The following is a 15994-nucleotide window of genomic DNA, read 5'->3' on the forward strand; positions in this document are numbered from 1 at the left end:
GAGATCGGTGATTTCCTTCAATGATCACAGCTGACTGTCAAAAGTGAACTTTCGTATTGTCTAAAGGTCAAACTACCAAACAACTTCAATTCAGTTCTTCAGATGGCAGTTGGGAGATTGGCTATGGATGGTCGTATTGGTGAGAAAATTGACAACAACTCTTTTCTTGGTATTGCCGTGTCTGAGAGCGGCGAAAAGAGCGACGAAAAGAGTGTCGAGCCAGCCAGGAAAGCAGAGCAGGATTTACCGTTAAAGGTTGTAAAGGTCTACCCTGGTATCGCCTCCAAACTCAATAAATCATTACCTTCGACAACCTTTCCAGACAAAGCAAGAATCGTTTCCGCAACAGATTCCTCGCTCCCAAAGACCCCTTATGCCTTTGATTTTCGTTTTGTCGCCAGTGATGATGAGATTCGACAGCTTTTAGTTGCCCAGACCAGCGATAAAAATCGGGATATCACCCTTATTTCCCACCCCGATGACCTCTCACAGGCTAATCTGGTGACCCGGTTGAGCATTTCCAAAGAGGGTCACCACAGTCTGCGTTCAGGTAAGCTCTTTGAAAGTTCAAAGCCACTGACCCTGGTCATTGATATCCGAAAACTCACCGGCAATGAACTGCCCAAATTTAACGATCTGCTGGACCCGGATAACCCCTGTCTGTTCGACAAAGTCAACCGGGAGAAACGCCCTCTGGGTGAACATGTTTCTCTGCTGGTCGTGGCAGGCCCTGCACAGCTGACATCGGTTGGCAGGCGTGACGACGCGCCTGGCGCTGATTTCTGGCGACGAATTAATCGACCGGACAATACCTGGCAGTTTGACACTCAGACCGGCAATAACTCATCAATGAGCATCGACGAGGTTCCTCCAGTAGTGCCTGAATTCACCCGTGCCAAAAGTACTACGGAAGACGACAACACCGTTTTAATTGACTGCCACCTGCACAGTCACTGGCGACAGTTGCTGCTGGGTGGTCCCGGGGTAGATAAACAGGGGCGAATCCAGCACATCCCCGGCAAGCTTGAATCATTAAGGGCCGGACAGCGGGTGATTCTGAAAGGAGCCAACTGGGAAGATCTGGCCTTTGAACAGACGATTCGACAAATGCTGGCGCAGAAGCGTTTTGAGAGCAATGACAAGACCTGTCCATTACCCGACAATGTTCAGTTTTATCAGATGCCGGTAGGGAATAACGAGCTTCGTTCACTGTTCCAAAGTCTGTACCCTTCACTTGACAAAGAACAAGCATCACGCAACCCCATCATCATCAACCAGAGTAATATTGCCCAATGGCTGAGTCCCATTGCCATTAGCCCGGAAGGCTATGCAGTCCCTAACACCTGTCTGTTGGAACAGGTTCGGGCGGGGGGATCAGTTACCGTAACGTCTCCCCTCACTGAGGCGCTCTGGTTTCGCTTGCTGGGTTCACTGCAGGCGATTCGCGAGACCACCGGCCTGGAGCCCCGACTTCAGGTGACTGATTCAAAACATCAGCCGAAAGTCCTGGGATTGACAGAAAACGATGAAGTCTCTCTGTCCTGCCCACAGGAAAAAAACAAAGATCAGATCGCCTTCAGTACCCTCACTTATCAGCAATCTGCCCAGGCCAGTCATTGGATCAATAAGCAGCTGGATTCACCTCTGGTCATTCAGGTCAGTGAACAGACCCGCTTCAGCCAGCTATTTGATAATATCCATATCACCTCGGAACAAAAGGCTCATTTCGGACATCGCAAGACTGCGTTGCAGGAGGCATTAACCGCTGGCAAGCCGGTCGTATTCCGGGGGCTGGAGAGTAATCCAACGCTGCAGCAGCTTCTGGAACCCCTGATTATTGGGCAACCTCTGTTGGTGAATGGCCAGTTGCAGGCCTATCCACAAGCTCATATCAAATTACTCTGGCCTGAGTCGACGGAAAGCTCATCTTCGATATTTCATTCGACGGTCGCCACAGGTAAGCCCTGTCCTGAGGTCGATCTCTGGGATATCAATGCCCGCAAGTATGATATCGCCCGTACTGAGCTGCCAGAACAATCACTTCACTCACTTTACAAAGCCTTCGATACCTTACCTGGCTACCTGTGTAAACCCCTGCCGGAAATAACCGCAGAGTTATTGAATAACCTGATACTGGCTGCCCGACGAGCACAGCAGGTTGACCATTCCTCACAGCTTTTACCCCGCCACTGGCGCAAAGCCATCAATAGCGTCATCACCCATGGCACCCGGCAGAATCCGTCCGTGCGTGATTTTATGAAAGTGGCCTGTTGGCACTTGTTACCGGATAAGACAACGGATGAGGATCATACCGCCACGGTAGACCCGAATCAGTTAGCTGCCATCATCAATAGTGCCCCGCGACTGGATAGAAAGTTCGTGAAGCGGAACCTGTGGCCACTGGCCCGGGCCTTTGACCCGGCAGTCTTTAAAGGTATCGAATTACAACTGTCCTATGAAAGTCCGTTTCCAAAGCGGGGGAAAAAAGCCGTTATGGACAGACTCTGTGCCATAGTCGTGATCCATGGCCCTGAAGAACAACGAGATGCTTTAGCGTATCAGTTGAAAGTCGATCTGGCGGCAGCAGAGCTCTATCAATCGTTAGCTATCAGGCCAACAGGACAGATCAGACGTTTGCAAGACGCACTGGCTTCTGGCTGGCATTTACCTCTGTCACCGGGGCAGACCCGATCCGATGCTATTCACGCGCTGGCCAGCGAATGTTTTCACAGGGCCAGAACAGCGAATTCTGAGGCAGAACCCATTGAACATATAAAACACCGACTGTCTGAATCACTGAAATGGCAGGGTTCCGCTGATATGCCTTTGTCAGCACTGGCCCGGGATCTTTATCACGGCGAGATAAGTCAGAAGGATCGTGAAAGTCGTCGATTATCCCGACTCCACGACCGGCTTACAGACTCTCCCGTTATCTTCCTGCAAGGGGAAACCGGCACAGGGAAAAGCTACTTTTCCGCCAGAGTGGCGAAAACTTCAGGACCGACTTCGGTCATTTGCCTTGGGCCTTGTGACAGCGAACAAACCCTGATGAATCGCTGGCAGTGGCTGGAGCACACCGATGGCGACCGCTCTATGGCCCTGCAAAACCGGGCGCTGATGGAATGGGCCAGTACCGAATCCAACAAAGACGGAGAATACATAACCTTGGTTCTCGATGAAGCCAATCTGGCCAAAGCCGGATTACTGGCATCATTGAACGGCTTATGGGAACCGCAACCCTGCATCTATGTGAATGGCCATCCTGTCAAGGTCAGCGAAAAACACCGGGTGATTCTCACCGGCAATCCCGATCATTACTCCGGGCGCCAAATGGACCCGGCCCTGAAAGAGAAACTGCCCAGAGCTTACTACCCACGCCTGGATCAGGCATTCCTTCGGGACAGGGTGGTGGAACCCGCTCTGGTCAGGCATTTACAACGGCATTTGCCGGAGCAGCAAATAAACGACATTGCACACAGGGCCAGCAAGAGTGTGATGGCACTGTGGCAATATTATCAGGAGCTGTTGCCCGGGCATGAGTTTACCCCCAGGGATTTAACCGATATCTGCAGCTGGGTGGGCTGGTATCTGGATCGTGCGTTATCCAGAGGCGACGGTGTTAGCTGTGAGCAAGTGAACAGTTTGATCCAGCAAAGTTTCCGGGATCTGTTGGGTCCCGAAATCAGCGAGACTCAACAGGATGCCCTTTCGGCACTGGAAATCTGGTTTGCTGCGCGCTACCACCCGAACAACACCCTGCGCGACAAAGTTCATAACCACACACTGCCAGACATTCTGCAGGACTTCAGAACATTAACCAAAGAAATCCGACCTGAGTTTGATAATTCCGGATCGGCGGTCATTGAGCTGGCGCAGCGGCTTGGACAGGATTTAAGCCGCGCTCAGCAGGCTTATCATCTCAACATAAAACACGGCGGACGACAGGCGACGCTGATTGAAGGCCCGGCTGGGCGCGGTAAGGATGCCACGCTGAACCTGCTGATCAAAAGTGTTAAACAGCAAGCTCAAGAACGGGGAGAAACCATGCCAGAGGTCTTTCCCCTGAATGCCTGTGATTGTTCCTGGGAGCAACTGTGTGAAGCGATCCAGAAAGCAAAAGTCGATGGCGGCATCGTAATCATTTCAGAAATGAATCTGATGGACAGCCAGCACCTGGAAGGGGAGTTAAACGATATTCTGGCCGGAGACGCCCATCCGGGCTTCCACCTGTTTGCCACCATTAACCCGCCTGAGTACAGCGGGCGAAAACCCTTATCACCGGCACTGAAAGGACGTTTTCGACATGTGCCGATCCGGCAGTACAGCTCGACCGAATTGCAGACCATTGCCGGGAAAGTCTTGCCAGAGAACGAGCAGGGAAAAACCGTGGCTAGACGGTTGACTGAAAAACATTGTCGTTTAAGGGCTTACCTGCAACGGAAAAACCTGCCATTGCAGCCCACCAGCCTCGATTTACAGAATGTTGCCAGGGCTATCAACAGAGGGGGCAATTTTACCGAAAAAGCCGTTCATCAATGTCTTACTCAGCACTACCGGCTTTATCTGATAGCCGCCAACCTATCGCTGAAGGAACTGCCCGAGTCAACGGCTCTTGCCATGAGCAAAGGAGCAATTCATTCCGGGCTTTGCCAATGGTTCAACCAGGTGGTACCTGGTATTAGTCGTCCATGGTTGATAAGAAGCAGTGATCGCAACAGTGTTGATGAAAAAAAACATGAAATTCATATCGACACTGATCTGATTGAAGAGGAAGCCAAAACGGAAATAATCAGGATGGTGGCTAAGGCAAGGTGGCAGGCATCCGGTCTTTCCCTGAACCCCAATAAGTCGGACGATATTCTCACCCGGGCGCTTTACCGACACTGGCAACAATGCTGGTTTGATCGTGTGTTTGGCCAGATGGGTGTGGAAGCCAGTAGCGTATTTTCCCCGACCGAAGAAGAGATACACACGCTGAAAATATCAATTAACCAGCCTTATCTTCAGGAGGCTGATTTGCGGATAAGGGGGTGGAAAGCCGAGGACGTTCGGTGTTGGCCTGAGTTCTGGCATCAGATCAGGGATCTGCTGAACCATTTTGTTGGCGATTATATTAACAAAACCTCAGTGGTTGCTGGTGATAAGGCTTCCGGGCAATCCCTGCCACAAGTCCACGAGAAACAGGCACCGGCATTGGCTCAGAGAAAGAACCATAAGCCAGAGTCGGCCAGGGCATTGGACTGGGAAACAGATTATGAAAACCATGAGAAGCGACACTTTCACGATTATAGAGTTTTTGATAACCAGAACTTTCCTTCCTGGAATTACCGCTGGTTGGCAAGGGATATTTATATCTCTCCCGAAGGCAATATCGAACGGACCATTATTAATTATCAACACGTACAGGGGGTCGAAGTTCTCATACCTGCCCGATTGCCACAGGATGACCAGGAAGTAACATTAGCTAGCGATCAAACACTGGCGACCTTGGTGGTGACACCAAACAATGGTCTGTATGCTTTACCCAGCCTCACGGTCAACGACTATATCGTAGCCCTGCGCATGGAATCCAGGTTGTCCTTTGTTCTGCTCAGGGATCGCTATACCGGTCTTCATACAGTGTCTGTTCCAGATTGCAGAGCCAATCAGAGTATTAAATTTGCCTATGTCGTAGAGTCCAGAAAAGCGAGCAAAAAAAAACCTGCTGAAGAAGCCCAACCAGCACAGTCAAAACGTTCTGACGCTCGCTGTTCAAAAGGTATGAAAACAGTACTGGAGGAAGTGCTCACGAACATTAAAGAACAACCACACGAAGTGCAGGAGCCATTGCAGAGAATAAAAAGTGCTATAGACACGACGCAACGCATTGAAGCAATCAGGGACTATTGCCGAGGGTTCACCGGTGTTGCCATACCAGCAGAGCACAATAAAAATTTCTTTCACTTTCTCGTCACACAGCGACAAGGGCGCTGTCGTCATCGTGCGCCTGTTTTTATGGCTTTTTGTCGTTATTTTGGCATTCCATGTCGAACAATATCTAATCTTCTCCACACCTTTGCGGAGTATTCCCCGGATCAAGGCCAAACCTGGGAGTCAGTGGACTTGGGCGGGGCGCCTGCCGATACAACAAAACACACATCTGCATTCCAGCTCACCCGTCGGCTCAGAGGTTCTGGCACTGAGTTGAAGAAGAGCAGGGACCTCCTTAAGAATGTCCTGAAAGACGCTGATTTAGCACAACTACAAACTCTGGCCAAAGCCTATGGTATAAGCCTCGAGGAACTGAACAAAACCCTTGAGACAGACCATGCCTTGCCAAAAAAAAATCTGAGTACTTTCGAAATAGTAAAGAACCTCTGGGAGGAAAAAGAGTTAACCGGTTTTGCCATGGGCGTCTCAATCTTGCAGTCGCTGGAGACAGAAGTATTGAGCGAGGACGATAAGGCATTGGTCGGTAAAGTGATTGGAGGTGGAAACCCCCCCTATAAACCAATGTCGGAGGCACTCAAACCAATATTGTCCAACAGTGATGAAGATCAGGTCACTGAACTACTCAAGTCACTCCATTCAAAAATGATCGACCAGGCCGGAACAAGCCCTGACCAGTGGTTGTGCTCAATAGTGGACGTATTGGCAAACAGTGATTTGACCCGTCCTTCAGTTATTCACTTTGCCCGTGAAGCCCTGGAATCGGGTTGGCTGGATCCAGTGCCGACCTATGGCAAATATGTTATGACGACCGTTGAACATCATAAATTATTGATGCGTCTGGAAGCTGTCGATGAACTGAACATTAAAGCCGCACATTGCTTGAAAAAGTGGTATGAGGAAGTGATGTCCGGGGAAAAAAATAACCAGCAATGGCAATCGGCTTATGAAACCTTCCAGGAGGGAAAAGAGAATGCCTTCTTCATCACTGATCCTCATAACGGGCATTCGCCATTCCTTAAAAATATAATGGCCAGTCCATCCGTCGAGATTGCCTGGACGGACAAACCCGAGGGCGTTCCGAATATAGAACGACTGCTGTTGCACAACCCTGCCTTTGTGCAGTTAAACTCGGGCAAAGGCAACTACCGTCCGGTGATTATCCTGGGGAACATCTCACTGAACAGCAAAGTGATTAATGAAAAGGCCGAAGCCCTACTTCAACGGAAACTTGAGAACAACCCGTACTTGAGGCAGATATTGGAAAAAATCAATCAATATGAAGCAATGGATCGACGATGCTTTAATGCTCTGAAAGCAACGGATAGTCAGAAAGAAAGGCTTGATATCATCAGCAAGTACCAATCCACCCTGAAGTCCCTTGAGGTACCATCCAGGGACAAAGTCCTGGTGTTTGACTTAAAAAACCAATGCCGGAAAGCAATTCAACAGGCCTTCATTTATTACTTGTATGAAATGACACATTCGAAAGGGGGGGGCTTAACCTATTGTTGGGCCGATGCTTTCATCCTGGCGGAAGACGATGATGGCCACTGTGGTGCTCATGCTCCATCCTCACCAGAAGAACTGTATGCCATGATGTCTTTAATCAAGAGCTCTGACTGGTCGCAGGAAGCTATTAGGGATGACCACTTGCGGCAAACACATAACGTCAGTAACGCCCTGATTCTCAAAACCAATGAACTGACAAAAATTGTCGAAGAGTTTTTAAACAGCCTGAATTTGAGTTCGCTTTGTGATGCTTTGGATACCTGATAACCGTTTGGTCATGTTGAGTGCTTCACTCCCGACACTCCCGGCTTCATTCTCGTCATTCCCGGCTTCATTCTCGTCATTCCCGGCTTCATTCTCGTCATTCCCGGCTTCATTCTCGTCATTCCCGGCTTCATTCTCGTCATTCCCGGCTTCATTCTCGTCATTCCCGGCTTCATTCTCGTCATTCCCGGCTTCATTCTCGTCATTCCCGACTTCATTCTCGTCATTCCCGCGAAGGCGGGAATCCACAGTGACTCACCACCAGAACCATACTGCCCGGTGCCCCCCTGGCTTTGTCATCCCCAAGAAGACAGAGATCCACCGTTGGCGCTGGATTCCCGCCTTCGCGGGAATGACGACCTCAGAGCATGGGAATCAGAGTTTTGCGACACCCGCCTTCGCGGGAATGACGACCTCAGAGCATGGGAATCAGAGTTTTGCGACACCCTCCTTCGCGGGAATGACGACTTCCTTCGCGAACATCAGGCTGGACAACCCTGCAGACGGGTAACAGTTAAAATGGAACTTTAATCTCATCCTAAGGTCAAACGATTAATCAGTTTCAATGCAATCCTTCAAGGGACATCAGGAAAGGAGATTAATAGTGGATGTTCAGATCAGGGAAATAAACAAATCGGTTCTTGATAGTGGCGCGTCTGACAATATCGTACCAGCCAAAAATCCAAAGCTGGCATTACCGGCAAATGATGTCGAGATCTGCTCTGATGTCACTGCCAGGCTCAAGGTATCGTCACCACTGATTTCGTCGCCTCACCAGGCGAGAACCGTATCCTCAACGAATTCCTCGCTCCCCGGGGCTCCTCATGCCTTCGATTTTCGTTTTGTCGCCAGTGATGATGAGATTCGACAGCTTCTGGTTGCCCGGACCTGCGATGAACATCGGGATGTCACCCTTATTTCCCATCCCGATGACCTCTCTCAGGCTAATCTGATGAGCCGGTTGAGCATTTCCGAAGAGGGTCAGCACGCGCTTTATCCGGGCAAACTGTTTGAAGGTTCGCAGCCATTGACCCTGGTGCTGGATATCCGAAAACTCACCAGTGCTGAACTGTCAAAATTTAACGATCTGCTGGACCCGGATACCCCCTGTCTGTACGACAGAGTCAGCCAGAAAAAACGCCCTCTGGGCAAGCATGTTTCTCTATTGGTTCTGGCAGACCCGGCACAGTTGGCATTGGTTGGCAGCAATCATGAGGCACCAGGAGCTGATTTCTGGCGGCGAATTAATCGACCGGGCAATACCTGGCAGTTCGACGCACAGACCGGCAATGACTCATTAATGAGCGTCGCCGAGGTTGCTCCGGTAGTGCCTGAACTCTCCTGTGCCGAAAGTGCTGAGGATGGCGACAATACCGTTTTAATTGACTGCCACTTGCACAGTCACTGGCGACAGTTACTGCTGGGTGGCCCCGGAGTCGATAAACAGGGACGTATCCAGCACATACCCGGCAGGCTTGAGTCATTGAGGCCCGGCCAACAGGTGATTCTGAAAGGGGCCAACTGGAAGGACCTGGCCTTTGAACAAACGATTCGACAGATGCTGGCGCAAAGGTGTTTTGAGAGTAACGGGAAAGTCTGTCAGTTACCGGACGATGTTGAGTTTTATCGGATGCCGGTAAGGAATGACGAGCTTCATTCACTGTTTCAAAGTCTGTCCCACTCTGATGCAGAAGGACTTTCCCACAACGTACCACCAAACCCGGTCATCATTAACCAGAGTAATATCAGGGAATGGCTGAGCCCGATTGCCATTAACCCGGAAGGTTATGTCGTCCCTGACAACTGTCTGTTGGAACGGGTTCGGGCGGGTGGTGTCATCACCATAACGTCCCCCCTCAATGATGTACTTTGGTTTCGTTTGCTGGGTTTACTGCAGACTATCCACAAGACGACAGGTCTGGTGCCCCGGCTTCAGGTGACTCATTCAAGACAGCAGCCGAAAGCGCTGGGACTGACAGAAAATAATGAGTGCCCTCTGCCCGGGAGCCATCAGCAAGATAAAAAAGACAGGGACCAGACCTCCTTTAGTATCGTCACTTATCAACAACATGCCCAGGTAAGTCATTGGATCAAAGATCACCTGGAAGCCCCTTTGGTCATTCAGGTCAATGACCAGACCAGCTTCAGCCAGCTGTTTGATAATATCCATATCACCTCGGAACAAAAGGCCCATTTTGAACGAAGTCAGAGCGAGTTGCAGAAGGCATTAATCGCTGGCAAACCGGTTGTATTTCTGGGGCTGGAGAGCAATCCAACACTTCAGCAACTTCTGGAACCCCTGGCTATTGGTCAGCATCTGTTGGTGAATGGCCAATTACAGGCCTATCCGCAGGCTCATGTCACTCTGTTCTGGCCTGAGTCTGCGAAGAGCCCATCGCCAGTATTTCGTTCGATGGTCGCCACAGGGAAGCCTTGTCCTGAAGTTGATCTCTGGGATATCAATGCCCGCAAGCATGATATCCCTCGGACTGAGTTGCCAGAACAAGCACTTAATAAACTTTACGAAGCGTTTAAAACCGTACCTGGCGGTCTTTGTAACCCCCTGCCAGAAATGACCGAAGGTTTGCTGAATAACCTGATCCTGGCTGCCCAACAAGCACAGCGGGTTGACCACTCCCTGCAGCTCCTGCCCTGCCACTGGCGCAAGGCCATCAATAGCGTCGTCACGCACGGCACCCGGCAGAGTCCGCCCGTGCGTGATTTTATGAAAGTGGCTTGTTGGCACTTGTTACCGGATAAGGATCAAGCCGCCTCGGTAGACCCGGACCGGTTAACTGTCATCATCAACCGTTCCCGGCGGTTGGATAGAAAGTTTGTGAAGCAGAATCTGTGGCTACTGGCCCGAGCCTTTGACCCGGCAGTATTTAAAGGCACCGAATTAAAACTGTCCTATGAAAATCCATTGTCACTGCGGGCTGAAAAAGAAGTTCTGGACAGGCTTTGCGCCATAATTGTGGCCCATGCGCCTGAAGCACAAAGGCAGGCGATAGCGTACCAGTTGAAAGTTGATTCGGCGGCGGCAGAGCAATATCAAGCGTTAGCCATCAGGCGAGCAAGTCAGATTAAACGTTTGCAGGATGCACTGGCTTCTGGCTGGCAGCTAAAGCTTCCATCAGGTCAGACCCGATCCGACGCCATTCACGCTCTGGCCAGCGATTGTTTCCACATTGCCAGGGGAGAATATGTCACAGAGAATCCCGTCGCAGAACGCATTGAACGCATAGAAAAACGACTGTCTCAATCAATGCAATGGCCGGGTTGCACTGATCAACCCCTGTCAGCACTGGCCAGGGATCTTTATCACGGCGAAATGAGTCAAAAGGATCGTGAAAGCCGTCGATTATCCCGACTCCACGACCGGCTTAGCGACTCTCCCGTTATCTTTCTGCAGGGCGAAACCGGCACCGGGAAAAGTTACTTTTCCGCCAAAATGGCGAAGGCTTCAGGACCAGCTTCAGTCATTTCCCTCGGACCTTCTGACAGTGAAGAGACCCTGATGAAACGCTGGCAGTGGCAAGAACACGCCGATGGCGACCGCTCTATGGTGCAGCAAAACCGGGCGTTGATGGAATGGGCCAATACCAAATCCGACAAAGATGGAGAATACATAACCCTGGTGCTGGATGAGGCTAACCTGGCCAAAGCCGGATTGCTGTCGTCATTGAACGGCTTGTGGGAACCGGAACCCTGCATTTATGTGAATGCTCATCCTGTCAAAGTCAGCGCAAAACACCGGGTAATTCTTACCGGCAACCCGGATCATTACGCCGGGCGCCAGCTGGACCCGGCGCTGAAGGAGAAACTGCCCAGAGCTTACTACCCTCGTCTGGACCAGGCTTTCCTTCGGGACAGAGTGGTGGAACCGGCGCTGCTCAATCAGTTACAACGGCATCTGACAGGACCTCAAATAAACAAAATTCTACCCGATGCTACCGGGAGCGTGATGGCACTGTGGCAATATTATCAGGAACTGTTGCCCGAGCATGAGTTTACTCCCAGGGATTTAACCGATATCTGCAGTTGGGTGGGCTGGTATCTGGATCGTGCGTTATCCGAAGGAGAGAGTGTTAGCTGTGAGCAAATGAACAGTTTGATCCGGCAAAGTTTCCGGGATCTACTGGGTCCCGAAATCAGCGAGACTCAACAGGATGCCCTTTCGGCACTGGAAATCTGGTTTGCCGCCCGTTACCCACTGGACAACACCCTGCGCAACAAAGTTCATAACCACACCCTGCCAGATATTCAGCGGGACTTCGAAGCATTCACCAAAGAATTCCGACCTGAGTTTGATACCTCCGGATCAGCAGTCATTGAGCTGGTACAAGGGCTGGGACAGGATTTAAGTCGCTGTCAGCAGGCTAATCATCGCGAGATAAAACACGGCGGCCGTCAGGCAACGCTGATTGAAGGCCCGGCTGGACGGGGTAAGGATGCGACGCTGAATCTGATGATCAACAGTGTCAAACAGCAGGCTGAGAAAAAGAGAGAAACCATGCCAGAGATATTTCTCCTGAATGCCTGTGATTGTTCCTGGGATAAAGTGTGCGAAGCGATCCGGAAAGCAAAAGTGGAAGGCGGCATCGTGGTGATTTCAGAAATGAACCTGATCGACAGCCAGCATCTGGAAGGTGAGTTGAACGATATTCTGGCCGGCGATGCCCATCCGGGTTTCCATTTGTTTGCCACCATCAACCCACCCGAGTACAGCGGACGAAAACCCTTATCACCGGCTTTGAAAGGGCGTTTCAGACATTTGCCGATCCGGCAGTACAACCAGACCGAATTGCAGACCATTGCCGAGAAAGTGTTGCCACTGACTCCAGAAGGGAAAGCTGCGGCTGAAAAGCTGACTCAGAAACACTGTCGCTTAAGGGCTTACCTGCAACGAAAAAACCTGCCGTTGCAGCCGACCAGCCTTGATCTGCAGAATGTTGCCAGGGCTGTTATCAGAGAGGGCGATTTTGGCGAAGACAGCCTTAATCAATGCCTCGGTAAGCACTACCGGCTTTACCTGATGGCAGCCGACCTATCCCTGGAGAAACTGCCAGAATCATCGGCTCTTGCCATGGATAAAAGTGAGCTGGATTCCGGGCTTTGCAAATGGTTCAACCTGACGGTATCGGACATTAGTCGTCCGTGGTTGATACGACCCGGTGATGGCAACAGTATTGATGAAAAACACCATGAAATTCGTTTTGAACCTGGCTTGACTAAAGAGGAAACCAAAACGGAAATCATCAAGATGATGGCTCAGACCGGGTGGCAGGCATCCGGCCTTTCTCTCAAGCCGAATCAGTCGGACGATATTCTCACCCGGACACTTTACCGACACTGGCAGCAAGGCTGGTTTAATCGTGTGTATGGACGGACGGGGGTAGACGTCAATAGCGTCTTCCCCCTGACCAAAGAAGAGAGACAAATGCTGAAAACACCCGCTTCCCAGCCTTATCTTCGGGAGGCTGATCGACAGATAGGGTTATGGAACTCCAATTCAGTTAAATGGTGTCGTGCGTTTTGGCATCAGATAAGTGATCTGCCGAAACGTGGGTTGGACAACTACGTTAACGAAGGGAAACAGACCAAGACATTGGATCGGAGGACCGGCTACGAGGGCCTGAAGAAGCCACAGGTCAACGATTGTAAAATTTTTGATACGAAGTACATTACTTCCAGAATGTATCGCTTCTGGGCAAGTGATTTTGATGTCACTGCCGAGGGTGAGATCAATCAGTTCGTTATTAATGATCGACACATTCAGGGATTCGAAGCCCTCACACCGGCCCCGTTACCTGGGCGTGACCAGTCAGTAACATTAGCCACAAATCAAACACTGGCGACCTATGAATTGTCATCGAAGAATGGCCAATATGCATTGCCCAGCCTGACGCCTGACGACTATATCGTGGCCCTGCGCATAGAACCGAATATGCTATTTACCCTGGTCAGGGACCGATATACCGGACTTCACACACTGACTATTCCAGAAGCCAAAGCCAACCAGAAAATTCTGTGTGCTTATGTCGTAGAACCCAAAAAACCGGGGAAAAAAACAACGGCTGAAGAATCTCAATCAGAAGGATCAGATCGATCAGTACGTTTTGATGCCCTCTGCTCAGAAGGTATGAAAACCGTACTAAAAAAACTGTTTATGGCCATTGAAGACCAGCCATCTGAAATACAGCAGCCTTTGGAGGCAATAAAAAACGCAGAAAACAGGACGCAACGAGTTAAAGCGATTAAGGACTATTGTCTACAGTTTTCCGGTAAGGCTAAACCAGCGCCCAGTGAACACTTCTTTCAATTTCTGGTAAAAAAGCGGCAAGGTAGCTGTCGTCATCGTGTGCCCGTTTTTGTGGCTCTTTGCCGTTATTTCGGAATTCCATGCCGACAAATTAATAACCTCATCCACAGCTTTGCCGAGTACTCCCTGGATGGCGGCCAAACCTGGGAATCAGCGGATTTGGGCGGAGCTCCAGTGCTGCCAATAGAAATCAGACCTGACTTCCAACACAACAGGAAGGTGGGTGCCCCCGACACTGAGTTAGAAACGGTCAAGAATCTCCTTAAAGGTGCTGATTTAGCAAAACAGCCAACTCTGGCTGAGGCCTCTGTTGTGAACTCCAGAGAACAGTACAACACACTTGAGACAAAGAGTGCATTGCCAGAAACCGATCCAAGTCCTTATGAAAGGGTACTGGAGCTCTGGAAGATAAAAACTTTAGGCCCTTTTTCCATGGGTGTCTCAATGTTAGCGTCGATGGACACAGAAGCATTGGGCGAAGAGGAGAAGAGTTTAATCGGAACAGTGTTCGATGGTCGATGGCTTCGTAAACCGATGTCGGAGGCAGTATGTACGATGTTGAACTACTACGGTGAAGGAGATCAGGTCGCTCAGCAACTCAAATTATTGTACTCAAAAATGATTGATCAGGCCGGAGCAGACTCTCGACAATGGTTGGGTTCGATAGTGGATATACTGGCAAAATGTAACTTTCACAGAGCTTCGGTTGTTCGCTTTGCCCATGAAGCACTGGCATCGGGCTGGTTGGATCCAATGCCAGAATACGAAACTATTATTGTATCGGCCACAGATCATTATAAGCTATTGATGCGTCTGAAAGATTTCGATGAGCTGAGGGTCAAAGCCACCCATTGTCTGAAAAAGTTTTATAAGCAGTTATTGTCCAGAGAAAAAAATATTCAGTTCTGGCAGTCGGCTTGTAAATACCACCATATAATAAAAGGCAATGACTTTTTCGCCACCCATAGCCATGATGGGTTTTCGCCATTTCTGGAAGCTAACATTCTCTGCACATCGTTAAAGAATGCCTGGACAAACCAACCTGACGGCACGCCGAATATAGAACGAATGCTGGTGCACCAGCCTGCGTTTCCGAAATTAGCCTCGGGCAAGGATAATCACCGTCCGGTGATTATCCTGGGGCAACCTGTCTGGAGCAACACACTGGTTGAGGAGAAGGCCGAAGAACTGTTTCAACTAAAAGTTGAGAACACCCCGTACTTAAAGCAGTTATTAGAAATAGTCAGTATATCTAGGGCCAGGTTAGAACAGTTCGACGATGAACTGCAAGAGCTCAGTGCATCCAGAGAGAAAGCACTGCGAAAATTGAAAGACGAATATATGAAAGCATTGCATACTGCAGATGATCCTGCAGGTTGCACTGGTTCATTACCTCTTCATGAAAAACGTCGGCTTGCAGAAGAAGTCTATAACGAAAAAACATCTGATATCGAAATGAGATACAAAAACATAAAAGACTCTGTTAAAGAGTTGAAAAAGGGTGTGGAATTTGGGGTTACTTTAAAAAGTAACTGCAATCAATTGATTCGGCAGGCCTTTAGTCATTACCTCTATGAATTGACACACTCAAAAGGTGGTCGCTTAACCTATTGTTGGGGCGATGCTAACGGGGTGAGTGAGCTTGTCAGTAATCAAGCCTTTGGCTCTCACGAACCGTCCTCACCAGAAGAGCTATATACCATGATGTCTGCTATTTCAAGCTCTTCCGATTTTCAGCGCTCTGTTAATGATGCCTACTTAAAACAGGCACAGGACGCCAGCAACGCTCTGGTGCTCAAAAACGCTGAACTGACAAAAATTGCCAAAGAGTTTTTGAACAGCATGAATTTGAATTCGCTTTATAACTCATTAGATGCACGTTGACAGCCTGATCATAGTAAGTTTTTCGAGATCGGTATTCCCTTCAATGGTCACGGGTAACCATTGAAATCGAACTTTCCTCCTGTC

Annotated in this window: 4 protein-coding genes; 3 read left to right on the forward strand and 1 reads right to left on the reverse strand. The window is 49.7% G+C overall.

Translation table 11 applies throughout. From position 1 onward, the window contains the following. Positions 1 to 123 precede the first annotated feature (123 nt). The gene (locus ACO6V5_RS23030) at positions 124 to 7704 is read left to right on the forward strand and encodes an AAA family ATPase (protein WP_422412885.1); all 7581 of its coding nucleotides are present in this window, start codon (positions 124 to 126) and stop codon (positions 7702 to 7704) included. Here ACO6V5_RS23030 and ACO6V5_RS23035 read toward each other — a convergent pair. Beyond that, positions 7657 to 7953, reverse strand: coding sequence for a hypothetical protein (locus ACO6V5_RS23035; RefSeq protein ID WP_422442446.1), 297 nt, complete (start codon positions 7951 to 7953; stop codon positions 7657 to 7659). The two genes, ACO6V5_RS23030 and ACO6V5_RS23035, sit on opposite strands and share 48 nt — an antisense overlap. 30 nt (positions 7954 to 7983) lie before the next feature. Between ACO6V5_RS23035 and ACO6V5_RS23040 the strand changes: the two genes are divergently transcribed. Then, complete coding sequence (locus ACO6V5_RS23040; RefSeq protein WP_422442448.1) at positions 7984 to 8235, forward strand: hypothetical protein; 252 nt, start codon at positions 7984 to 7986, stop codon at positions 8233 to 8235. A 73-nt stretch (positions 8236 to 8308) separates the two neighbouring features. Continuing rightward, positions 8309 to 15910 (forward strand): AAA family ATPase, encoded by a 7602-nt coding sequence (locus tag ACO6V5_RS23045; protein ID WP_422442449.1) that lies wholly within the window; start codon positions 8309 to 8311, stop codon positions 15908 to 15910. The last annotated feature ends 84 nt before the right edge of the window (positions 15911 to 15994 follow it).

Origin of the sequence: Endozoicomonas sp. ALD068 (assembly GCF_049310145.1) — a bacterium.
Lineage (GTDB): Bacteria > Pseudomonadota > Gammaproteobacteria > Pseudomonadales > Endozoicomonadaceae > Endozoicomonas_A.